15 protein-coding genes are annotated in these 21,912 nt (G+C 72.1%); 4 read left to right on the top strand and 11 right to left on the bottom strand.

Annotation, left to right across the window (positions count from 1 at the left end):
- Nucleotides 1–57: 57 nt before the first annotated feature.
- Genes QNO09_RS06540 through QNO09_RS06525 form a run of 4 tightly spaced genes read right to left on the bottom strand, consistent with a single transcriptional unit; the run spans nucleotide 58 to nucleotide 4,056 of the window.
- Nucleotides 58–1,224, bottom strand: a complete 1,167-nt coding sequence (locus tag QNO09_RS06540) for a thiolase family protein (protein WP_283969087.1) — start codon at nucleotides 1,222–1,224, stop codon at nucleotides 58–60.
- The gene (locus QNO09_RS06535; RefSeq protein ID WP_283969086.1) at nucleotides 1,221–2,285 is read right to left on the bottom strand and encodes a thiolase family protein; all 1,065 of its coding nucleotides are present in this window, start codon (nucleotides 2,283–2,285) and stop codon (nucleotides 1,221–1,223) included. Before QNO09_RS06535 ends, QNO09_RS06540 begins: the two co-directional genes overlap by 4 nt.
- Nucleotides 2,282–3,223, bottom strand: a complete 942-nt coding sequence (locus QNO09_RS06530; RefSeq protein WP_283969085.1) for a Zn-ribbon domain-containing OB-fold protein — start codon at nucleotides 3,221–3,223, stop codon at nucleotides 2,282–2,284. The genes QNO09_RS06535 and QNO09_RS06530 overlap by 4 nt, the downstream gene beginning before the upstream one ends.
- Before the next feature lie 32 nt (nucleotides 3,224–3,255).
- On the bottom strand, nucleotides 3,256–4,056 hold the full coding sequence (locus tag QNO09_RS06525; protein WP_283969084.1) for a crotonase/enoyl-CoA hydratase family protein: 801 nt from the start codon (nucleotides 4,054–4,056) through the stop codon (nucleotides 3,256–3,258).
- A gap of 175 nt (nucleotides 4,057–4,231) precedes the next feature.
- Here QNO09_RS06525 and QNO09_RS06520 point away from each other — a divergent pair, with 175 nt between their 5' ends.
- Nucleotides 4,232–5,851 (top strand): acyl-CoA synthetase, encoded by a 1,620-nt coding sequence (locus tag QNO09_RS06520; RefSeq protein WP_283969083.1) that lies wholly within the window; start codon nucleotides 4,232–4,234, stop codon nucleotides 5,849–5,851.
- A 113-nt stretch (nucleotides 5,852–5,964) separates the two neighbouring features.
- Entirely contained in the window at nucleotides 5,965–7,827 is a 1,863-nt protein-coding gene (locus tag QNO09_RS06515) for an alkaline phosphatase family protein (RefSeq protein ID WP_283969082.1), read from the top strand.
- Nucleotides 7,828–8,133: 306 nt separating this feature from the next.
- Here QNO09_RS06515 and QNO09_RS06510 read toward each other — a convergent pair whose 3' ends face one another.
- The 4 genes from QNO09_RS06510 to QNO09_RS06495 form a co-directional block, all read right to left on the bottom strand.
- A complete protein-coding gene (locus tag QNO09_RS06510) occupies nucleotides 8,134–8,967 on the bottom strand; it encodes an alpha/beta fold hydrolase (RefSeq protein WP_283969081.1) in 834 nt (277 codons plus the stop codon).
- 59 nt (nucleotides 8,968–9,026) lie between these two features.
- Nucleotides 9,027–10,529: an acyl-CoA synthetase gene (locus QNO09_RS06505; RefSeq protein WP_283969080.1), complete on the bottom strand. Its 1,503-nt coding sequence runs from the start codon at nucleotides 10,527–10,529 to the stop codon at nucleotides 9,027–9,029.
- Between the two features lie 227 nt (nucleotides 10,530–10,756).
- The gene (locus QNO09_RS06500) at nucleotides 10,757–12,307 is read right to left on the bottom strand and encodes an acyl-CoA synthetase (RefSeq protein WP_283969079.1); all 1,551 of its coding nucleotides are present in this window, start codon (nucleotides 12,305–12,307) and stop codon (nucleotides 10,757–10,759) included.
- Complete coding sequence (locus QNO09_RS06495) at nucleotides 12,304–13,416, bottom strand: NAD(P)H-dependent flavin oxidoreductase (protein WP_283969078.1); 1,113 nt, start codon at nucleotides 13,414–13,416, stop codon at nucleotides 12,304–12,306. Before QNO09_RS06495 ends, QNO09_RS06500 begins: the two co-directional genes overlap by 4 nt.
- Nucleotides 13,417–13,625: 209 nt before the next feature.
- Here QNO09_RS06495 and QNO09_RS06490 point away from each other — a divergent pair, with 209 nt between their 5' ends.
- Entirely contained in the window at nucleotides 13,626–15,407 is a 1,782-nt protein-coding gene (locus QNO09_RS06490) for a serine hydrolase domain-containing protein (RefSeq protein ID WP_283969077.1), read from the top strand.
- 4 nt (nucleotides 15,408–15,411) lie between these two features.
- Here the strand turns inward: QNO09_RS06490 and QNO09_RS06485 are convergent, their stop codons facing one another.
- From QNO09_RS06485 to QNO09_RS06475, 3 genes are all read right to left on the bottom strand, one after another.
- Nucleotides 15,412–16,989 (bottom strand): phytoene desaturase family protein, encoded by a 1,578-nt coding sequence (locus QNO09_RS06485; RefSeq protein ID WP_283969076.1) that lies wholly within the window; start codon nucleotides 16,987–16,989, stop codon nucleotides 15,412–15,414.
- Between the two features lie 61 nt (nucleotides 16,990–17,050).
- Nucleotides 17,051–19,282, bottom strand: coding sequence for a serine/threonine-protein kinase (locus tag QNO09_RS06480; RefSeq protein ID WP_283969075.1), 2,232 nt, complete (start codon nucleotides 19,280–19,282; stop codon nucleotides 17,051–17,053).
- Between the two features lie 64 nt (nucleotides 19,283–19,346).
- The gene (locus tag QNO09_RS06475; RefSeq protein WP_283969074.1) at nucleotides 19,347–20,195 is read right to left on the bottom strand and encodes an oxygenase MpaB family protein; all 849 of its coding nucleotides are present in this window, start codon (nucleotides 20,193–20,195) and stop codon (nucleotides 19,347–19,349) included.
- A 205-nt stretch (nucleotides 20,196–20,400) separates the two neighbouring features.
- Here QNO09_RS06475 and QNO09_RS06470 point away from each other — a divergent pair, with 205 nt between their 5' ends.
- Nucleotides 20,401–21,912: an ABC transporter substrate-binding protein gene (locus QNO09_RS06470; RefSeq protein WP_283969073.1), complete on the top strand. Its 1,512-nt coding sequence runs from the start codon at nucleotides 20,401–20,403 to the stop codon at nucleotides 21,910–21,912.

The following is a 21,912-nucleotide window of genomic DNA, read 5'->3' as shown; positions in this document are numbered from 1 at the left end:
CCGCGGCCAGCCTAGCGATCGCGTCCCACGGCCAACAGGGCACGTGAGGGGGACCTTTCAGGAGTCCGGGGGACGGTCGCCCACGAGCCACATGGCGAAGAACTGCGATCCGCCGCCGTAGGCGTGCCCGAGGACCCTGCGGGCCCCGTCGACCTGGTGTTCTCCGGCCTGTCCGCGCACCTGGAGCGCCGCTTCCGCGAAGCGGATCATGCCGGAGGCGCCGATGGGATTGGCGGACAGGACGCCGCCCGACATGTTGACGGGCAGGTCCCCGTCGAGTTCCGTCACACCCGCCTCGGTGAGTTTCCAGCCCTCGCCCTCGCCGGCGAAGCCGAGGTTCTCCAGCCACATGGGCTCGTACCAGGAGAAGGGCACGTAGATCTCGGCGCCGTCGATCTCGCGGCGTGGGTCGGTGATCCCGGCCTGCCGGTAGACGTCGGCCGCGCAGTCCTGCCCGGCCTGCGGGGAGACGAAGTCCTTGCCGGCGAAGAGGGTCGGTTCGCTGCGCATCGCGCCGCCGAGGATCCAGGCGGGCGGTCGCGGTGCCCGGGCGGCTCCGGCGCGGTCGGTGAGGATCATGGCGCAGGCACCGTCGGAGGAGGGGCAGGTCTCCGAGTAGCGGACCGGGTCCCACAGCATGGGCGATGCCATGACCTTGTCGAGGGTGATGTCGTGCTCGTGCAGGTGGGCGTAGGGGTTCTTCAGCGCGTTGCGGCGGTCCTTGTAGGCGACGAGGGCGCCGATCGTCTCGGGAGCTCCGCTGCGGCGCATGTAGGCGCGGATGTGCGGGGCGAAGAACCCGCCCGCCCCGGCCAGCAGGGGCTGCTGGAAGGGGATCGGCAGGGACAGGCCCCACATGGCGTTCGACTCGGACTGCTTTTCGAAGGCGAGGGTGAGGACCGTGCCGTGGACGCGGGCCGCGACGAGGTTGGCGGCGACCAGTGCGGTGGATCCGCCGACGGAGCCGGCGGTGTGCACGCGGAGCATGGGTTTGCCGACGGCGCCGAGGGCGTCGGCGAGGTAGAGCTCCGGCATCATGACGCCCTCGAAGAAGTCGGGCGCCTTGCCGATCACGACGGCGTCGATGTCGGCCCACGTCAACGCGGCGTCCGCCAAGGCGCGGGAGGCGGCTTCGCGGACCAGTCCGGCGATCGAGACGTCCCGGCGGGCCGCGACGTGCCTGGTCTGGCCGATGCCGACGACGGCCACGGGCTCCTTGCTCATCGGGGTTCCCCTTCGAGGACGGCGACCAGGTTCTGCTGGAGGCAGGGGCCGGACGTGGCGTGGGCGAGGGCGCGGTCGGACGCGCCGCGGTGGATGCGGGCGGCGGCCTCACCGATGCGGATGAGGCCGGCGGCCATGATCGGGTTGGCGGCGAGGGCCCCGCCGGAGGGGTTCACCTCCACCTCGTCGCCGAGCCGGAGGGCCTTGCGCAGGACGATCTCCTGCGCGGTGAAGGGCGCGTGCAGTTCGGCGGTGTCGACGGGTCGCTCGAAGGCTCCGGCCCGCTCGGCGGCCAGCCGGGTGGACGGCGAGTCGGTCAGGTCGCGCACTCCGAGGGCGTGGGCCTCGATGCGGTGGTCGATGCCGCGGATCCAGGCGGGGCGAGCGCACCGTGCACGGGCCCGGTCGCCCGCGGCGAGGATCACGGCGGCGGCCCCGTCTCCCACGGGCGGGCAGTCACCGGTGCGCAGGGGCTGTACGAGGTGGTCGCCCTGTGGCACGGGGCCGCGCAGTTGTGCGTGGGGGTTGGCGGTGGCCGCTTCACGGTTGCGTGCGGCCACGGCGGCGAGGGCGGGCTCGTCGGTGTCGCCGGCGTCGATGAGGGCCTGCGCCTGGAGGGCGGCGAGCGCCACGGAGTCGGGCCACAGGGGCGCCATGTAGTAGGGGTCGAGCTGGCGGGTCAGGACGTCGCGGACCGAGCCGGGCGAGGATTTGCCGTACGCGTAGACCAGGGCGGTGTCGGCCTCACCGGTGAGGAGTTTGGTCCAGGCCTCGTACAGGGCCCAGGCGCCGTCCATCTCGACGTGCGACTCGGAGATCGGGGGCCAGGCGCCGACGCCGTCAAGGGCGAGGGTGAAGGAGAAGGCGCGGCCGGCGAGGTAGTCGCTGGAGCCGGAGCAGGTGAAGTCGATGTCGGCGGTCTTCAGTCCGGTCCGGTCGAGGACCTCGTGCAGCACCGGCATCAGCATCTCCACCTCGGAGAGCTCGTCGCTGGTGCGCCGGTGGCCGGTCTGGGCGAAGGCGACGACGGCGATCTCGCGGTCCCGCGGCGCGCTCGTCACAGCAGCTCCTTGTAGGTGTCGTAGTCCGCGTCAGGTTCGCCCGTGGGCCGGTAGTGGTCGGGGTGGCGGGCGCCCTGAGTCCACACGGGTTCGACGCGCAGTCCCATGCGGACCTCGTCGTACGGGATGCCGCCGATCCGGCCGTGCAGCGCGAGGTCGGCGCCGTCGAGGGCGATGTGGGCGTAGACGTAGGGCACTTCGATGTCGAGGTTCTTCGCCTTGATGTTGACGATGCAGAAGGTGGTCACTGTGCCGCGCGGTCCCACCTCGACCTGTTCCGCTGTGGCCACCCCACATGTGGGGCACGCACCCCTCGGGGGGACGTAGACCTTGCGGCAGGCGGGGCAGCGTTCGCCCACGGTCCTGTGGCCGGACAGGGCGTTGATGTAGGCGGTCTGGGCGCGGCCGGGCGAGTAGGTGTAGTCGAGGCGTGCGGCGGCGACGATGCCGGTGACCGGGTCCTCGAACTCGCCCGCGTGGCCTGCCGGTTCGGCCCGGTCGCCGTCGTACGGCTCGAAGCAGGCGATGTCCGTGATGGCGCCGGTGCGTTCCGCCGCCCAGCGGATGCGGACGCGCATGCCGGTGTGCACGGCGCCGGGCCCCGGGGCGTCGAGGGCGTGCAGGAGGGCGGTGTCGGCGCCGTCGAGACGGACCAGGGCCCAGGCGAAGGGGGTGGTGAGGGGCTGGCCGCGGCGGGGGGCGTGGTTCCAGGCCCAGGTGGTGACCGTGCCGGTGGGGGCGACCTCGACGAGGTCGCGGATCTCCTCGGCGGTGACGGGGTCGTACTCGACGGGCGGGACGAGGGTGCGGCCGTCGCCGGTGCGGACGCCGAGGACGACGCGTTCGCGCAGGCCGGTCAGGAAGGCGCTCTGGACGGGGCCGAGGGAGCGGGTGAAGGGGAACTCGACGACGAGAGGGGCTTTGAGGACTTCGGGCATGCCGGAGGGCTCCTTCGGTCGGGCGCGCACGGTCAGGCGCGCTTGTAGACGGGTGGTCGCTTCTCCGCGAAGGCGCGGGCGCCCTCCTTGGCGTCGGCGGTGCCGAAGACCGGCCAGCCACGGGTGAGTTCGGCCGCGAGGCCGTCGGCCTCGGTCATCTCGGCGGTCTCGTAGACCGAGTCCTTGACGGCCTCCACGGCCAGCGGACCGCAGGAGTTGACCTGTTCGGCGATCTCCAGCGCCTTCGTGAGCGCCGTGCCGTCGGGGACGACGTGGCCGATCAGGCCGATGGCGGCGGCTTCGGGGGCGTTGTAGGAGCGGCCGGTCAGGAGCATCTCCAGGGCGTGGGTGCGCGGGATCTGCCGTTGCAGCCGGACCGTGGAGCCGCCGATGGGGAACAGGCCGCGCCTGACCTCGAACAGGCCGAAGGTGGCGGACTCGCCGGAGACGCGGATGTCGGTACCCTGGAGCATCTCGGTGCCGCCCGCGACGCAGTACCCCTCGACGGCGGCGATCACCGGCTTGCGCGGGCGGTGATGGCGCAGCATCGCCTTCCAGTGCAGGTCGGGGTCGGCCTTGAGCCGGTCCCGGTACTCCTCTCCGGCCATGCCGTCGCCGGCGAGGGCCTTGAGGTCCATGCCGGAGCAGAACGAGCCGCCCGCGCCGGTGAGGACGATCGAGCGGACCGAGTCGTCCGCGTCGGCCTCCAGCCACCCGTCGTGCAGGCCGACGAGCATCGGCAGTGAGAGCGCGTTCTTGGCTTCCGGCCTGTTGAGCGTGAGCACCAGTGTGGCGCCTTCGCGCTGCACGGTGAGGTGTTCCGTCCCGCCCATGGCGAACTCCCCTCTCATGGAACGAGAACAGGTTGCAGTAGGGCGGGAAGCACTTCAAGGGTTTTCTGACAGACAGTCAGATTCTTTCGCGCGGACCCTTCACAGTTGGACCGCCCTTTGCTCTGATGACCGGCGAACCGTCCGATGCCAGGCACGCCCGGGGTCAGGAGGAGCGGTGGAGTACAACCTTGCCGACCTGTTCGAGTCGGTCGTCGACGTCGTCCCCGCCCGTGAGGCGCTGGTGTACGCCGACCATCCCGGCACGGGCGCGGAGCGCCGCCTCACCTACGCGGAGCTGGACGCGGCGGCCAACCGCGTCGGCCACCACCTGCTCGACAGCGGGATACGCCCCGGTGAGCACCTCGGGCTCCACCTCTACAACGGCGTGGAGTACCTGCAGACGGTCCTGGGCTGCCTGAAGGCGCGGATCGTCCCGGTCAACGTCAACTACCGCTATGTGGAAGAGGAGTTGGTGTACCTCTACCGGGACGCCGACCTGGTCGCGCTGGTCTTCGACGCGGAGTTCACCAACCGGGTGGCGGCGGCGCGCCCCCGGGTGGAGAAGCTGCGGCATCTGATCCGGGTGGGCACTCCGGCGCCGGGCGCCGCCGCGGTGCCCTGTGTGGAGTTCGCACAGGTGGAGGCAGCGGGGTCGGCCGAGCGCGGTTTCCCCGCCCGCTCGGCCGACGACCAGTTCATCATCTACACCGGCGGCACGACCGGGATGCCCAAGGGGGTGATGTGGCGGCAGGAGGATCTGTTCTTCGCGGGCCTCGGCGGAGGCGCGCCGACCGGGGAGCCGGTGAAGAAACCGGAGGAGCTCGCCGAGCGGGTCGCGGCCGGCGGTGCGGGGATCACCTTCTTCCCGACGGCCCCGCTGATGCACGGCACCTCCACCCTCACGGCCTTCATCGCCTTCCACTTCGGGCAACGGGTCGTGATCCACCGCAAGTTCGTGCCCGAGGAGGTGCTGCGGACCGTGGAGAAGGAGAAGGTCAGCAGCATCTCGCTGGTGGGCGACGCGATGCTGCGACCGCTGATCGACGCGCTGAGCGGCCCGCTGCGGCACATCGACCGCTCGTCGCTGTTCAGTGTCTCGTCGTCCGGCGCGATCATGTCGGACACGGTGCGCCGGCAGTTCCAGGAGCTGGTGCCGAACGCCATGCTGCTCAACAACTTCGGCTCGTCGGAGTCGGGCTTCAACGGGACGGCGACCGAGGACTCGGGGCCGGAGCGGGGCTTCCGGGTGCGGGTCAACGCCCGCACGCAGGTGGTGGACCCGGCGACGTACGAACCGGTGGCAGCCGGTGAGGTGGGCCGGATCGCCCAGTGCGGACACGTGCCGCTCGGCTATTACAACGACCCGGCCAAGACCGCCGGGGCCTTCTTCGAGAGGGACGGCGAGCGGTGGGTGCTGCTCGGCGACATGGCCACCGTCGACGAGGAGGGGGTGGTCACCGTCCTGGGCCGGGGCTCGCAGTGCATCAACACCGGCGGCGAGAAGGTGTACCCGGAGGAGGTCGAGCAGGCCCTCAAGTCCCACCCGGACATCTACGACGCGCTGGTGGCGGGGGTGCCGGATCCCCGGTGGGGCCACCGTGTGGCGGCGGTGGTGCAGTTGCGCACGGGCGCACCGCGGCCCTCGCTGCAGGACATACAGGCCCATTGCCGTGACCGGCTCGCCGGATACAAGATCCCGCGCCGGCTGGTGATCACCGACTCGATCCGGAGGTCGCCGAGCGGCAAGGCGGACTACCGATGGGCGCGCGAGGTCGCGGTGACGGCTGACCGGTGATTCTCCGCCCGGCCTATTGAACCTAAGGTGACGTGCGGACGTACTGGTGATGGCAGGCTCGCTCACCCGAGTCCTGTTCGCATGCCGGCAAGACCGCACGGAAGGACCACCGGGTGTCGCTCTTCACTCGCTCCCGTCAGCTTTCGGACACGACCGGGGGCAGGGCGGAACCGGAGGACGGCACCGGGACGGCGACTGCGGAGGACGGCACCTCGACGGAGGTTTCGAAGGACAACGCCCCCACGGACGGCCCGGAGATCGCTCCCCCGGCACAGGAGTCCTCCTCCGAGCGGACGCCGGAGGCGACGCCGTCCGGCGCGGTGAAGCCCGGCTGGTTCGGCTGGCGGCGTCGCCACCCGCGTACGGCACGCGGCGTCTCCATCGGGACGACCGTTCTGGCCGGTGCGCTGGTGCTGTTCGCGCTGCTCATGCCGAACCGGATCGAGCGCGTCGAGTTCGCCTCGTTCGTCCGCATCCCCGCCGAGGGGGTGCTGCTCGCCGGGCTGCTGCTCGCGCTGCCGCCGAAGCCCCGGCGGATCACGGCGGTCCTCACGGGCGTGTTCCTGGGGCTCGTCACGGTCCTGAAGTTCGTCGACATGGGCTTCTACCAGATTCTGGCCCGGCCGTTCGACCTGGTCCTGGACTGGATCCTGATCGAGCACGCGACGGACTTCCTCCGGGAGACGTTCGGCCGGACCGGACAGGTACTGGCCGTGGCCGGGGTGATCGTCCTGTTCGTGGCGCTGCTCCTCCTCACCACGCTCGCGGTGGTGCGGCTGACGAACCTGATGGCCCGGCACCGGCCGGCCGCCGGCCGCACGGTGCTGATCCTCGGCACGGCGTGGATCACGTGCATGACCCTGGGCGTGCAGATCGGCACCGTGCCGATCGCCACCAAGGGCAACGCCGAGTTCATCGGCAACCGTGTGGACGCGGTGCGGACGGGACTTCAGGACGCCCGGATCTTCGACAAGCAGGCCTCGGTGGACGCGTTCGCGAACACCCCGCCCGACCAGTTGCTCACGGGACTGCGCGGCAAGGACGTCCTGTTCACCTTCGTCGAGAGTTACGGCCGGGTCGCGATCGACGACCCGGCGATGGCACGGCAGACCGACGCCGTACTCAAGGAGGGCACCGGCAGGCTGAAGGCGGCCGGGTTCGAGTCGCGCAGCGGCTGGCTGCGGTCGCCGGTGACGGGCGCGGGCAGCTGGCTGGCCCACTCGACCTTCCTGTCCGGGCTGTGGATCAAGAACCAGCAGCGGTACCGCAGTCTGACCACCAGCGATCGCATGACGCTGACGAAGTACTTCGGGAAGACGGGTGCCTGGCGGACCGTCGGCATCGTGCCCGGTGTGCGGCGCGCCTGGCCGGAGGGGAAGTTCTTCGGCCTGGACCACATCTACGACTCCGAGCACCTCGGCTACCACGGCCCCTACTTCAGCTGGACGCCCGTCCCCGACCAGTTCACGATGGAGGCCTTCGAGCGCCTGGAGCACGGCAAGAAGGACCGTGAGCCGATCATGGCGGAGATCATCCTGGCCTCCAGCCACAACCCCTGGTCCCCCATCGCCCGGATGATCGACTGGAACGACCTCGGCGACGGCTCGGTGTTCCACCGGATCAAGAAGGAGGGCACCGACCCCGCGGAGGTCTGGAAGGACCCGGAGAAGGTCCGCACCGAGTACCGGCGCGCGATCGATTACTCGATCCGCAGTCTGACCGAGTGGGTCGAGCGCTACGGCGACGAGGACACGGTGCTGGTCTTCCTCGGTGACCACCAGCCGGTGCCGACCGTCACCGCCGGCGACACCGGCAAGGACGTGCCGGTGACGATCGTCGCCCACGACAAGAAGGTTCTGGACCGGGTCGCCGACTGGGGCTGGACGGACGGCCTCAAGCCGGCCGGGGACGCGCCCCGGTGGGGCATGGACCTGTTCCGCGACCGTTTCATGACGGCGTACGGTCCGCAGGGCTGAGGAACTCCTCCACGACCGCGGGGAACTCCCTCGGCCGGGAACGAGCAGGTAGGCGAAGGCGCCGCCGGGCGAGTGGCCCACCACGTCGGCCCGGTAGGCGAGGAGCGCCGCCACGGCCGGGGCCGTGCTGCCGACGGCACAAGGGCGTCCCGCACCGGTCAGGAGACCGGTAGGGCCCGGGGCGCCACGGCCGGAGCCCTCCTGCCGACGGCACAGGCGCGTGCCGCACCGTCAGGAGACCGGTAGGCGAGGGGCGCGCCACGGTCAGGGCCATCCCGCCGACGGCACAAGCGCGTGACGCACCGGTCAGGAGAAGAAGGCGGCCACGCGCCGCGCGAACCACTCCGGGTCGTCGAGCCAGGGATAGTGTCCCGCACCCGGCTGCACCGCGAACTCGGCTGCCGGGAAGACGTCGGCGCTCCGCCGGGCCAGGGACGGGTTCGGGCCTCCGTCGACTTGCCCGGCCAGGATCAGGACGGGCGCTGTCAGCCGCGCGAGGGCACCGCGCGTCGCCTCCGGATCGTAGGCGCCGTCGGCACCGTAGGCATCCGCCGCGGCATCGTTGGTCTCGGCCTCTTCGCGGTCGGCGTGGCCGCGCGCGATGTCGTCCCAGCGCCCGTAGAAGAACGGGAGGAACACCGGGTCGAAGTCACCCGTGCCGTCCAGCCAGGCCTCGAACGCGGGGAACGCGTCCGCGAACCAGGGTTCCGACGCCCGCTGCCGGGCTGCGGCCAGCCGGTCCCCGGCCGTCGCCGGCCACCCCAGGGCCCGCGGAATGGCGGTGACCAGCGCCAGCCGTCCCACCCGCTGCGGGTACCGGGCCGCATAGAGCATGGCGAGGCTCCCGCCCGCCGAGTGGGCGAGCAGATCCATCCGCTCCAGGTCCAGATGGAGCCGCAACGCCTCGACGTCCTCGACGAGCCGGTCGCAGCGGTATGTCGCCGGATCCGCGGGCGCCTCGGACTCCCCCGTGCCGCGCAGGTCGAGCAGCACCAACCGCCGGTGGGCGTCGAGTCCGCCCAGGTCTCCGAGGTAGGCCGAGGCCCGCATGGGGCCGCCGGGCAGCACGATCAGCGGTTCACCGCGACCACGCGGATGGAAGGTGAGCCGGGTTCCGTCCGGGGCACTGAAGGTCGGCATGGCGTCGATCCTGGAGCCCGCTGCCGGTCCGGCACAACCGGGTTGCCCGGCCGGGCGCGTCACTCGTTCCCGAGGTCGTTCCTCAGCTCCCGTTTGAGGATCTTCCCGCTGGCGTTGCGCGGGAGCTCGTCCACGAACACCACCCGCTTCGGCGCTTTGAAGGGGGCGAGTCTGTCGCGGACGTGGTGGATCAGTTCCGTCTCCGAGACCTCGCCGCGCGGGACGACGACGGCTGTCACCGCTTCGATCCAGCGCTCGTCCGGCAGGCCCACGACCGCGGCCTCGGCGACGCCGGGGTGGGTGTACAGCGCGTCCTCGACCTGGCGTGAGGCGATGACGACGCCACCGGAGTTGATGACGTCCTTCACCCGGTCGACGATCGTGTGGTAGCCGTGCGCGTCGCGTACCGCGAGGTCGCCGGAGCGGAACCAGCCGTCGCGGAAGGCCTCGGCGGTCTCCTCGGGCTTGTCCCAGTAGCCCTCGCACAGTTGCGGGGAGCGGTAGACGATCTCGCCGGGGGCGCCGTCGGGTACGTCCTCGCCGTTCTCGTCGACCACACGTGCGTCGACGAACAGGACCGTCCGGCCGCAGGAGTCCATACGGCCCTTGTGTTCGTCGGGCGCGAGGACCATGGCCAGGGGCCCGATCTCGCTCTGTCCGAAGCAGTTGTAGAAGGCAAGGCCCGGCAGACGTTCCCGCAGCCGTTCCAGTACCGGGACCGGCATGATCGACGCACCGTAGTAGGCCTTGCGCAGACCGCTCAGATCGCGGGTGGCGAAGTCGGGACGGTTGGACAGGGCGATCCAGACGGTGGGGGGTGCGAACAGGCTGTCCGCGCGGCCCGCTTCGATCAGGTCGAAGAGCCGGTCGCCGTCGGGTGCGTCGAGGATGATGTTCGTCGCGCCCACGGCGAGGTAGGGCAGCAGGAAGACATGCAGCTGCGCCGAGTGGTAGAGCGGCAGGGAGTGGACGGGACGGTCGCCCGCACTGAGGTCGAGTGCGGTGATCGCGCTCAGGTACTCGTGCACCAGGGCGCGGTGCGTCATCATCGCGCCCTTGGGCTGAGCCGTCGTCCCGGAGGTGTACAGCAGCTGGACGAGGTCCTCGGTGTGCGGCTCGGGGCCGTCGTGGGAGGGTGCTCCGGGCAGCCGCGCGAGCAGCGAGTCGTCCGCGTCGCGCAGCGGCAACGTCCGTACGCCGGGCGGCAGTCGTGCTGCCAGGTCCGGGTCCGTGAGGACCAGGGAGCTGCCGGACTGGGCGATGAGGTAGACGAGGTCGTCGCCGGTCAGGTTCTGGTTGACGGGTACGTGCACCAGGCCCGCGCGGGCGCAGGCCAGGAAGGCGATCAGGTAGGCGTCGGAGTTGTGGCCGTAGGCGCCCACCCGGTCGCCCGGGGAGAGTCCCTGGCCGAGGAGGACGCTCGCCGCGCGGGAGACGGCGGTGTCGAGTTCCTCGTACGTCCAAGTGCGATCGGCGTACTCCACCGCGACGCGCGCCGGTGTGCGCCGGGCGCTGCGCCGCAGGACTTGGTCGACCGTGCTGCCGTGTCCGGGCGTCGTCATGACACATGATCCTCGGTTCACCGCCCGGGGAGGTCAAGGACCCCGGATCGCACGGACCGCGGCGGGCGGGCCGGCCGGCCGGTGAGCAACCCTGCCGCTCCTGGGCGGCGTCCGCAGTCATGAAGCCAACGGACGTTCGAACCAGGTTTTCACCTGCGACACCCCTTTTCCTCGACGACGTGGGAGGAAACGATGCGCAGCCGTCCGAGACGTCCCGTTCAGGAGTCTCACACCGGACGCGTCCGGCCCTGCCAGTACGGCTCCCGCAACCGCCGCTTGTACAGCTTGCCGTTGGGGTCGCGGGGCATCTCGGTGATGAAGTCGACGCTCCTGGGCCGCTTGTACCCGGCGAGCCGGTGGGCGCAGTGGTCGAGGAGGTCGGCGGCGAGGGCCGGTCCGGGCCGGTGTCCGAGGGCCGGTTCCACGACCGCCTTCACCTCCTCGCCCCAGTCGTCGTGCGGGATGCCGAAGACGGCGGCGTCCGCGACGGCGGGGTGGGCGAGCAGGGCCGACTCGATCTCGGCGGGGTAGATGTTGACCCCGCCGGAGATGATCAGGTCGATCTTGCGGTCGCGCAGGAAGAGGTAGCCGTCCTCGTCGAGGTGGCCGAGGTCGCCGACGGTGAAGAAGTCCCCGATGCGGTTCTTGCGGGTCTTGGCCTCGTCCTTGTGGTACGAGAAGCCGCCGGTGTTCATCTTCATGTACACCGTGCCGAGTTCGCCGGGCGGGAGCCGGTTGCCGTCGTCGTCGAAGATCGCGAGTTCGCTGATGGGCCAGGCCTTGCCGACGGTGCCGGGCTTCTTCAGCCAGTCCTCGGCCGTGGCGAAGGCGCCGCCGCCCTCGCTGGCGGCGTAGTACTCCTCCACACAAGGTCCCCACCAGTCGAGCATGGCCCGTTTCACATGGTCGGGGCAGGGCGCGGCACCGTGGATGGCGTGCCGCAGGGAGGAGACGTCGTAGCGCTCCTTGACCGAGTCGGGCAGGGCCAGCAGGCGGTGGAACTGAGTGGGGACCATGTGGGTGTGGGTGCAGCGGTGGACGTCGATGAGGCGGAGCATCTCCTCAGGTGTCCACTTGTCCATGAGGACCAGCCGGTGGCCGATGTGCAGGGACGCGCCGGCGAACTGAAGGACGGCCGTGTGGTAAAGCGGTGAGCACACCAGGTGCACGTTGTCGTCGAACGGGCGGATGCCGAAGATGCCCAGGAAGCCGCCGAGGTACGCCTCCTCCGGGGGTTTGCCGGGCAGCGGGCGGCGGATGCCGCGGGGACGGCCGGTGGTGCCCGAGGTGTAGTTCATGACCCAGCCGAGGGTGCGGTCCGCGGGCGCCGACTCGGGCTGCCCGTCGAGGAGTTCGGCGTAGGGGCGGAAGCCCTCGACCCGGCCCGCCGCGTAGCGGTGGGTGCCCGGCAGGCCGGCCTCGTCGGCGGCGTGGCGGGCCGCCTCGGCGAAGCGTTCGTGGGCGAGGAGCACCTTGGCGCCCGAGTCGGAGACGATCCAGGCGATCTCCGGACCGACCAGGTGGTGGTTGACGGGGACGAGGTAGAGCCCGGCCTGGCTGGCCGCGAGGTACGCGGTGAGGAACTCGACGCCGTTGGGCAGGACCACCGCGAAGGTGTCGCCGCGTTCGAGACCGGCCGCGCGCAGGCCGTGCACGAGCCGGTTGGCGGCGGCGTGCAGGCGTCCGGCGGTCCACTCCTCGCCGTCGGGTGCGACGAGCACCGGGCGGCCGGGGTTCTCGGTGGCCTGGGCCCAGAAGCCCGCGGGGGGTGCGCTCACGACTGGCCGCTCCTTCCGGCGATGCGGTTGACACGGTCCACGGCCTGCTCGAAGCCGCGGGTGAGGTCGTCGAAGACGGCCTGGACACTGCGTTCGCTGTTCATCCGCCCGACGATCTGGCCGACCGGTGTGCCCAGCAGTGGGTCGACCTCGTACTTCTGGATGCGTGAGACGGCCTCGGCGACCAGAAGTCCTTGCAACGGCATGGGCAGGGTGCCGGGCCCGGCCGGGTCGTCCCAGGCGTCGGTCCACTCCGTGCGCAACTGGCGTGCGGGCTTGCCGGTCAGCGCCCGGGAGCGGACGGTGTCGCCGGAGCCGGCCGCGAGGAGTTTGCGCGTCAGGGCGGGTGAGTGCAGGTCCGCCTCTGTGGTGGTCAGCCACACGGAGCCCAGCCACACGCCTTGAGCGCCGAGGGTGAGCGCGGCGGCCACCTGCTGTCCGCTGCCGATGCCTCCCGCGGACAGCACGGGCAGCGGGGCGACGGCGTCGACGACTTCGGGGGTGAGCACCATCGAGGCGATCTCGCCCGTGTGGCCGCCCGCCTCGTAGCCCTGTGCCACGACGATGTCGATCCCGGCGTCCCGGTGCTTGCGGGCGTGCCGGGCGCTGCCCGCGAGTGCGGCGACGAGGACGTCCCGGTCGTGGGCGCGGGCGATGACGTCGGCGGGCGGGGAGCCGAGGGCGTTGGCGAGGAGCCGGATCGGGTAGTCGAAGGCCACGTCGAGCTGGCTGCGGGCGACCTGCTCCATCCAGCCGGTGATGCGCCAGCCGGCCGCCTCGCCCTCCGCGAGCTCCGGCACGGCGTGTCGGGCGAGGGTGTCCCGGACGAACTGCCGGTGCCCCTCGGGGATCATCGCCTCGACCTCGGCCTCGGTGACGCCCTCGACCTTCTTCGCCGGCATGACGACGTCCAGGCCGTACGGCCGCCCGTCGACGTGTGCCTCGATCCAGTCCAGGTCGCGCTTGAGCTCGTCGGGGGCGGTGTAGCGGACCGCGCCGAGCACGCCGAAGCCACCGGCCCGGCTGATGGCCGCGGCGACGGCGGGGAACGGCGTGAAGCCGAAGACGGCGTGCTCGATTCCCAGGGTCTGGCTCAGCTCCGTCTGCATGGGCGCAGGATGCCGGAGTCCTCCGAAGGACGGAAGGGCCTTTCTGATGCTCCGTCAGATTCTTTGGGTGGCCCATGCGGGTCCCATGCGCGTCCCGTGCGGGTGTTCCCGTGCGGGATGCCGGTGAGGGTGCTCCGCCGGATTCACGGCGGCGCGCGGGGGACATACTTCCCGGGACATCGGAGGCGGTTGAGGCGAAGGGGTACGCGGTGGCCGACGAACCGGCGAGAGGCGAACCGACCCGGCGTCACGTGGGCAGAGCGGGACTGGCCCTGGGCGGTGCGCTCGCCCTCGCCGCGTGGCCCGCCGGGCCCGCCGAGGCCGCCCCGCCGGCGACCGGCCACCGCCCCACCCTGCGGCACGGCTCCGCCGCACGAGCCGGGCTGCTCCCCTCCCACCTGCGTCAACTCGTGACCGACGCCGAGGCGTTCCTCGGCCCCTCCCCCAAGCATCCCTGGTACGCGGGGGCCGTCCTGCTCGCCGGACGCGGCGGCACGGTCGCGCTGCACCGGCCCATCGGCATGGCGGTGCGCTACCGGGCCTACGACGAGAAGACCGACACCGGCATCGAGTTCCCGCCCGGCGAGCAGATCCCCATGGCCGAGGACACCGTCTTCGACCTGGCGTCGGTGTCGAAACTGTTCACCTCGATCCTCGCCGTGCAGCAGACGGAGCGGGGCGCGCTGGAGCTGGAGGCGAAAGTCGCCTCCTATCTGCCGGACTTCGCACGCGCGGGCAAGCAGGACATCACGATCCGCCAGCTCCTCACGCACACCTCGGGGTTCCGCGCCTGGATCCCGCTGTACAGCGCGCCGACCCACGAGGAGAAACTCCGGCTCATCTGGAACGAGGCGCCGGTCAGCGCGCCCGGCACGGCGTACCTGTACTCGGACCTGAACCTCATCTCGCTCCAGCTCGTGCTGGAACGGATCACGGGTCGCACCCTGGACGTCCTGCTCCGTGAGGAGATCTCCGCACCGCTCGGTCTGCGCCGCACCCGGTACAACCCGCCCGCCTCGTGGCGGCCGAGGATCGCGGCCACGGAGGACGCGCGCGCACCCTGGTCCGGCCTGGACCGGGGTCTGGTCTGGGGCGAGGTGCACGACGAGAACGCCTTCGCCCTCGGCGGTGTCGCGGGACACGCGGGCGTGTTCTCCGACGCCTGGGACCTGGCGGTCCTCGGCCGCACGCTGCTCAACGGCGGTGTCTACGGCAGGGCCCGGATCCTGACGCCCGAGTCGGTGGAGCTGATGTTCACCGACTTCAACACCGCCTTCCCGGGGGACGAGCACGGCCTCGGCTTCGAGCTCTACCAGCACTGGTACATGGGCGCGATGGCCACGCCGCGCACCGCCGGGCACACCGGTTTCACGGGCACCTCGCTGGTGCTCGACCCGACCACCGACTCGTTCCTCGTCGTCCTGGGCAACTCGGTGCACCCGGTGCGCGGGTGGCGATCCGGGTCGGCTCCCCGGGTGGCCGCCGCGAACCAGCTGGCGCGGGCCGTCCCGGTCCGGCCGGTGCGGGGTCGCAGGGCCTGGTTCTCCGGCATGGCGGTCTCCGCCGCGGCGACGCTCACCCTCCCCGCGCTCGACACCTCGTCCGGCCGGGCCCGGCTGCGCTGCGGGCTGTGGTGGGACACCGAACCCACGGCCGACGTCCTGGTCCTGGAGGCCACGGCCGACGGCGGCACGAGCTGGCAGCCGGTGCCCTTCACGACGTCCCGCCGCGGTCAGGATCCCGAGTGGCACCCGACGGGCTCGGTGACCGGCTGGTCCGGCCGTGTCCGGCACCGGCTCACCGCGGACGTCCCCGCCGCGCGGGAGCTCACCCTGCGCTGGCGGTACGCGACGGACCGGCTGTACGTCGGCCGCGGGGCCTACGTGGACGGGCTGCGCGTGGAGGCGGCCGACGGCGTCCTCTTCGACGAGGCACGCCCGGTGGACGCGTCCCGCGTCGAAGCGGTGGGGTGGGCGCCGTCGGCCGACTGAGGGCTCACTCGGGGGTGTTCTCCAGCACCGCCATCGCCGCGTTGTGCCCGGGCACCCCGCTGACCCCGCCCCCGCGCACCGCGCCCGCCCCGCACAGCAGGACGTTGGCGTGCCCGGTCTCCACGCCCCAGCGTCCGGTGCCGTCCTGGGCGTGGGGCCAGCTCAGCTCGCGGTGGAAGATGTTGCCGCCGGGCAGGCGGAGGTCCCGCTCCAGGTCGAGCGGGGTCCTGGCCTCGATGCAGGGGCGGCCGTCCGCGTCGGTGGCCAGGCAGCCGGCGAGGGGTTCGGCCAGGTGGGCGTCGAGCTGAGCGAGGGTGGACTTCAGCAGGTCCTCCCGTACGGCGTCGTTGTCGCGCGCGAACAGGCGGGCCGGGGTGTGCAGGCCGAAGAGAGTGAGCGTCTGGTAGCCCTGCTCGGCCAGGCCGGGCCCGAGGATGGTCGGGTCGGTGAGCGAGTGGCAGTAGATCTCCGAGGGCGGTACGGCCGGCAGGTCGCCGGCGGCGGCCTGGGCGTGGGCGGTGGCGAGTTGCTCGTAGCCCTCGGCGATGTGGAAGGTGCCGGCGAAGGCCTCGCGCGGGTCGACGGAGGTGTCGCGCAGCCGCGGCAGCCGCTTCAGCAGCATGTTGACCTTCAGTTGGGCGCCTTCGGCGGGGGCCGGGGACGGGTCGCCGGTCAGTTCCGCCAGGGCCTGCGGTGAGGCGTTCACCAGGACGTGCCGGGCGGCGGCGGTGCCTTCGCCGTCGGCCGTGCGATACGTGACCTCGGCGGTTCGGCCGTCCGTGGTGACGCGCAGCGCCTCGTGGCCGGTGGCGAGGACCGCGCCCGCCGCGCGTGCCGTGTCGGCGAGTGCGTCGGTGAGGGCCCCCATGCCGCCGACCGGCACGTCCCAGTCGCCGGTGCCGCCGCCGATGACGTGGTAGAGGAAGCAGCGGTTCTGCTTCAGGGAGGGGTCGTGGGCGTCGGCGAAGGTGCCGATGAGGGCGTCGGTGAGGACGACGCCGCGCACCAGGTCGTCCTCGAAGCGCTCCTCGACGGCGCTGCCGATCGGTTCCTCGAACAGCACCCGCCAGGCCTCCTCGTCGTCGAGGCGGCGGCGCAGTTCCGCACGGGTGGGCAGCGGCTCCGTGAGCGTCGGGAAGACGCGCCGGGCGACGCGGCCGGTCATGCCGTAGAACTCCTGCCAGGCCCGGTACTCGCGGTCGGAGCCGGTGAGGCGGGCGAAGGCCTCTCTGGTACGGCGTTCCCCGCCGCCGACGAGGAGGCCGGTGGGCCTGCCGTCGCGCTCGGCGGGTGTGTAGGAGGAGACGGTCCGGGTGCGGACGCGGAAGTCCAGGCCGAGGTCCCGGACGATCTTCTTGGGCAGCAGGCTGACCAGGTACGAGTAGCGGGACAGTCGGGCGTCGACTCCGGCGAAGGGCCGGGTGGACACCGCCGCGCCGCCGGTGTGGTCCAGCCGCTCCAGGACCAGCACGGAGCGGCCCGCCCGGGCCAGGTAGGCGGCGGCGACCAGGCCGTTGTGGCCGCCGCCGACGATGACGGCGTCGTACGTGCGGTGTGCGCGGGGTCCCTCGGGTGCGGTCATGATTCTTGGTAACACGGGGTGATCGAGGTCGGCCAGACGGCGCCTGCCTGCTCGGCGGGGGTCAGCGCCCGACAGCGGCCCGCTGCTCCCGCAGGGCCGCCACTCTTCGGTACAGGGCCATCGCCTCGGCGCCGCGGCCGAGCTGTTCCAGGCAGTGGGCCTCGTCGTTGCGGCTGGCGAGGGTGCCGGGGTGGTCGGCGCCGAGGACGTGCGCGCGGGCGGTGGCCACCCTGCGGTACTCGGTGAGCGCGTCGGCCCAGCGGCCCAGCCAGCCGAGGCCGACGGCGACCTCGCGACGGCTGACCAGGGTGTCCGGGTGGTCGGGGCCGAGGACCTGTTCGCGGAGGGCGGCCACCTCGCGGGATTCGGCGAGGGCCTCCTCCCAGCGGCCCAGCCGGCCGAGGTTGACGCAGCGGCCGTGGCGCGCGCGCAGGGTCTCGGGGTGGGTGGGGCCCTGGACGCGGGCGCGGTCCTCGGCGAGGGCGTCGTAGAGGTCGAGGGCCTCGGCGCTGCGGCCCAGGCGGCCGAGGCTGATGCCGATCTCGTGCCGGGCGGCGAGGGTGTCGGGGTGGTCGGCGCCGAGGGCGCGGCGGCGGGCGGCGACGACCTCGCGGTAGGTCTCCAGCGCCTCCGGCCAGCGGCCCAGCTGGCCGAGCGCGTAGGCGACCTCGTAGCGGGTGACGAGCGTGTCGGGGTGGTCCGGGCCGAGCACGCGGGCGCGGGCCGCCGCCACCTCGCGGGCCATGCGGTACGAGTCCTCCAGGCGGCCGAGACGGCTGAGGTTGAAGGCCAGGTTGTGGCGGCAGCGCAGGGTGTCGGGGTGGTCGGGGCCCGTGATGCGCTCCCGGGCGGTGAGCACCGACGTGTAGACGCGGTGGGCGTCGAAGGGGCGGCCCAGCTGGCCGAGGACGTAGGCCATCTCCTGGCGGGCGGCCAGGGTGTCGGCGTGGTCGGCGCCGAGGGTGCGGATCCTGGCCTCGGTGACGTGCTTGTACGCGCGCAGGGCGTCCGCGGCGCGGCCGGTGCGGCTGAGCGTGAAGGCGACCTCGTAGCGGCTGGCGAGGGTGTCGGGGTGGTCGGGGCCGAGGAGGTGTTCGCGTTCGGCGGCGACGGCCCGGTGCACCTCGCCCGCCTCCGCCCAGCGGCCCAGGCGGCCGAGGCTCAGGCCCGCGTTGTGCCGGCCGGCCAGGGCGGTCAGGACGTCCGTGGGTGGGGCGGGCCGCCGCGCGGGGACGGGTTCGTCGACGACGGGGCCGGTGGCGGGTCGTGCGATCCACTCACCGGACAGCCCGGAGGCCGGGTCGGGCGGTGCGGTGCGCAGCCCCGTGCCGGTGGCCTTGTGGCCGGTGGTCATGCCGCGGGTCCAGGACGGCAGGCGGCCCGCGCCCACCGGCACGTGGGAGGCCGGGCGACCCGCCGCGACGGCCGACACACAGTCCGGCGCGGCCCGGTGGGCGCTGATCCGGCGGGCCAGCTCGCGGGCGTCGCCGGGTCGTTGCGCGGGTTCCTTGGCGAGCAGGTCGAGGACGACCTGCTCCAGGTATGCGGGCAGCTCCGCGCGGTGCTCGCGCGGCGGGCGGGGCGGGGTGTCGCGGTGGCCGACGAGGATCGCCCACGCGTCGTCGAGGTCGAAGGGTGGTACGCCGGTGGCGATCTCGTACAGCACACAGCCGAACGAGTAGAGGTCGCTGCGCTGGTCGACCTCGGTGCCGCTGATCTGCTCCGGGGACATGTAGTGCGGGGTGCCCATGGCGATGCCGGTGCCGGTCAGCCGGGAGGTGAAGCCGATGTCGTGGCCGAGGCGGGCGATGCCGAAGTCGCAGATCTTCACGGTGCCGTCGCCGAGCCGGACGATGTTGGCGGGCTTCAGGTCCCGGTGGACGATGCCCTGTTCGTGGCAGTAAGCGAGGGCGGCGGCGACCTGCTCGGCGATCTCCACGACATCCGCCACCGGCAGCGGGTGCTGTTCGTTGTCCTCCAGAAGCTGGCTGAGATTGCGGCCGTTCAGCAGCTCCATGACGAGGTAGAGGACGCCGTCGGACTCGCCGAAGTCGTGCACGACGGTGATGCCCCGGTGCTGGAGCGCGGCGGCGACCCGGGCCTCGCGGCGGAACCGCTCCCGCAGCACGCGGGTGAAGGCGTGGTCGTGGTTCGGGCCCAGCGGTTTGAGGCACTTGACGGCGACGTGCCGGCCCAGGGACTCGTCCCGCGCCCGCCACACCTCGCCCATGCCACCGCGCCCGATCAGATCGAGCAGCCGGTACCGGCCGTGGATGAGCCTGCTGTCCCCCATGTCGCGCGACGCTCCCCCCGGTAGCCGTTCGCCCGCCCGTCCCTGATCCACCCAGTATGGCGGCCTATCGTCCGAGTTTGTACGGTGCCGGACGCGCGTCCGGGCCGAGCCTCGCCACGGCCCGCAGGATGTGTTTGGGCGGGAGTTGCCACCGCAGACGTGCGGGAACGCGGCGCAGCAGGAGGCCCGTGAGGCGCAGTTGCCGGGTGACGGTGGCGGGTGCGGGGGCCGGTCTGCCGTACAACTCGTGGGCGTACGGCGGCAAGGAGGCGTACGCCAGGTGCGCCACGCGCCGCCACAGCGCCTCGCGCGCCGGTATGAGGAGCGGGTGCGTCGGCGGGCGGAGCAGGAAGTCGTCCACCTCGCGTGCCTCGGGTCCGGCGGCCAGATCCGGGAGCGTCTTCTCGAAGTACTCGGCCATCTCGGCCCGGTTCGCCGGTGCGGCGTCGGGATTCAGGCCCACCAGGCGTGCGCTGCGGCGGTGTTCGGCGATGTAGCGGTCGGCCTCGGCGTCGGTGAGCCGGAATCCGGACCTGCGGGCGACGTGCAGATGGGAGTCGATCTCGGCGCAGTGCACCCACATCAGCAACGCGGGTTCGTCGACACCGTAGCGCTCGCCGGTGTCCGGGTCGGTCGCGCTCAGCATGCGGTGGATCTTGCGGACCCTGGCACCGGCACGCTCGGCGGCCTCGGTGGTGCCGTAGGTCGTCGTTCCGACGAAGCCGGCGGTGCGCAACAGCCGGCCCCAGGCGTCCCGCCGGAAGTCGGAATTCTGCGTGACTCCGCGTACCGCGCGGGGATGCAGGGCCTGGAAGTAGAGCGCCCGGACACCCGCGATCCACATCATGGGGTCGCTGTGAAGCTGCCAGGTCACCGATTCGGGACCGAAGAGCCCCGGGTCCGCGCCGCTCATCGCCTCACCTCCGCCCGGCGCCCACGATGGCACAGCTCGAACAGCAGGTCGAGAGGCCCCGGTTCGACTCACGGCCGTCCATTCGTTGCAATTTCACCTACCCGACTGACGGTTTGGTAAGGCTCCCCTTATATGCTGAGGTCGCCGATCAAGCCCGGCCTGGGCCGCAGCGGCCTGCCCGACCTCTCGCACGACAGGATCCGACATGCGCACCACCTCCCGCGGCCTCATAGCGGCGCTCGCTCTCACCCCTCTGCTGGCCGGCTGCTTCGCATCCGGCGACAGCGACACCGGCGCGGGATCGGGCGGGCGGCTGCGGGTCGCGCTGGCCGTGCCGCCGGTGCAGGCGCTGTCCCCGTACAGCAACGACGCCACCGTGCTGAGCAAGCTGTCCGTCGCCGAGGGCCTCACCGCCCTCGACAAGAACGGCACGGCCAAGCCCGCCCTGGCGAAGTCCTGGAAGCAGGACGGCGACACCACCTGGACCTTCGAGCTGCGCAAGGCCGAGTTCCAGGACGGCACCGAGCTCACCGCCCAGGCCGTCGTCACAGCGCTCGAGCACGCCGGGGCGGCCAAGCCCAAGCCGCGCGTCCTGAGCGACGTGTCACTGACCGCCAAGGCCGAGGACGCCGACACCGTCACGCTCACCACCAAGTCGCCCGACCCGGTGCTGCCGCTGAGGCTGGCCAGCCCCGCGCTGGCGATCCTGTCGGCGAAGGCGTACGCGAAGGACGGCGCCGTCAGCCCCGTCGGCACCGGCACGGGTCCGTTCGAGATCACCCGGCTGAACGGCAAGGCCAAGGCGACGCTCGACCGCTTCGACGGCTACTGGGGTGGCCAGGCGAAGGCGCCCGGCATCGACGTCAGCTGGATCGCGGACGGGACGGCCCGTGCCAACGCGCTGCGCGGCGGCGAGACCGACATCGCCGAGTGGATCCCGACCGCCCAGGCGAAACTGCTCGACAAGGCGACCCGGCACGAGGTCCCCTCGGTGCGTACCGACAGCCTGATCCTCAACACCGGCAGCGGTCTGTTCACCGACGCCGGGCTGCGCGCCGCCGCCCGCGAGGCCGTCGACGGCTCCGCCCTGGTCGACTCCGTCTTCGGCGGATACGCCGACCCCGCGCAGGGCCTGTTCGGGCCCGCCGTCCCGTGGGCGGCCGACAAGCGCGTCGAGGTGACGGGCCGTACCAAGGCCACGACCGCCGCCGAGGTGAAGGCCGGCACCAAGGGCAAGACACTTCGGCTGGCCACCTACACCAACCGGGCCGAGTTTCCCGAGGCGGCGTCCGTGCTCCAGCAGCAGCTGGAGAAGGCCGGGTTCACCGTGAAGCAGGACGTGCGCGAGTACACCCAGATGGAGGCCGACCTGCTCGCCGGGAAGTACGATGCCCTCGTCTTCTCGCGGGTGACGCTCCTCGACACCGGCGACGCGGTCGACTACCTCGCCAGCGACTTCACCAGCGAGGGCGTCTACAACATCGCCGGCCTGAAGAACGCCGCGGTGGACAAGGCCATCCGGGCCGCCGCCGCGGAGCGGGACACCGAGAGCCGCCAGGAGAAGACGATGCGGGCGGAGGCGGAGATCCTGCGCACCGACGCGGTGGTGCCGCTGGTCCACGAGCAGGCCGTGCAGGGCATCGCGGACGACGTCGAGGGCGTGGTCCTCGACCCGCGCGAGCGGTCCTTGATCGATGTCGACACGCGCCTGAAGTAG

The sequence above is a fragment of the Streptomyces sp. 378 genome (assembly GCF_030124145.1).
Classification (GTDB): Bacteria; Actinomycetota; Actinomycetes; order Streptomycetales; family Streptomycetaceae; genus Streptomyces.
The sequence above is the reverse complement of the archived record's forward strand: the minus strand, read 5'-3'. Positions and strand labels throughout refer to the sequence as shown.

Excerpts from the sequence above, each read along its gene's own strand:
- QNO09_RS06510 (WP_283969081.1), bottom strand. The coding sequence starts at position 8,967 with ATGCCGACCTTCAGTGCCCCGGACGGAACCCGGCTCACCTTCCATCCG.
- QNO09_RS06475 (WP_283969074.1), bottom strand. The coding sequence starts at position 20,195 with ATGAGCGGCGCGGACCCGGGGCTCTTCGGTCCCGAATCGGTGACCTGG.
- QNO09_RS06540 (WP_283969087.1), bottom strand. The coding sequence starts at position 1,224 with ATGAGCAAGGAGCCCGTGGCCGTCGTCGGCATCGGCCAGACCAGGCAC.
- QNO09_RS06470 (WP_283969073.1), top strand. The coding sequence starts at position 20,401 with ATGCGCACCACCTCCCGCGGCCTCATAGCGGCGCTCGCTCTCACCCCT.
- QNO09_RS06530 (WP_283969085.1), bottom strand. The coding sequence starts at position 3,223 with ATGCCCGAAGTCCTCAAAGCCCCTCTCGTCGTCGAGTTCCCCTTCACC.
- QNO09_RS06480 (WP_283969075.1), bottom strand. The coding sequence starts at position 19,282 with ATGGGGGACAGCAGGCTCATCCACGGCCGGTACCGGCTGCTCGATCTG.
- QNO09_RS06495 (WP_283969078.1), bottom strand. The coding sequence starts at position 13,416 with ATGCAGACGGAGCTGAGCCAGACCCTGGGAATCGAGCACGCCGTCTTC.
- QNO09_RS06525 (WP_283969084.1), bottom strand. The coding sequence starts at position 4,056 with ATGGGCGGGACGGAACACCTCACCGTGCAGCGCGAAGGCGCCACACTG.
- QNO09_RS06505 (WP_283969080.1), bottom strand. The coding sequence starts at position 10,529 with ATGACGACGCCCGGACACGGCAGCACGGTCGACCAAGTCCTGCGGCGC.
- QNO09_RS06485 (WP_283969076.1), bottom strand. The coding sequence starts at position 16,989 with ATGACCGCACCCGAGGGACCCCGCGCACACCGCACGTACGACGCCGTC.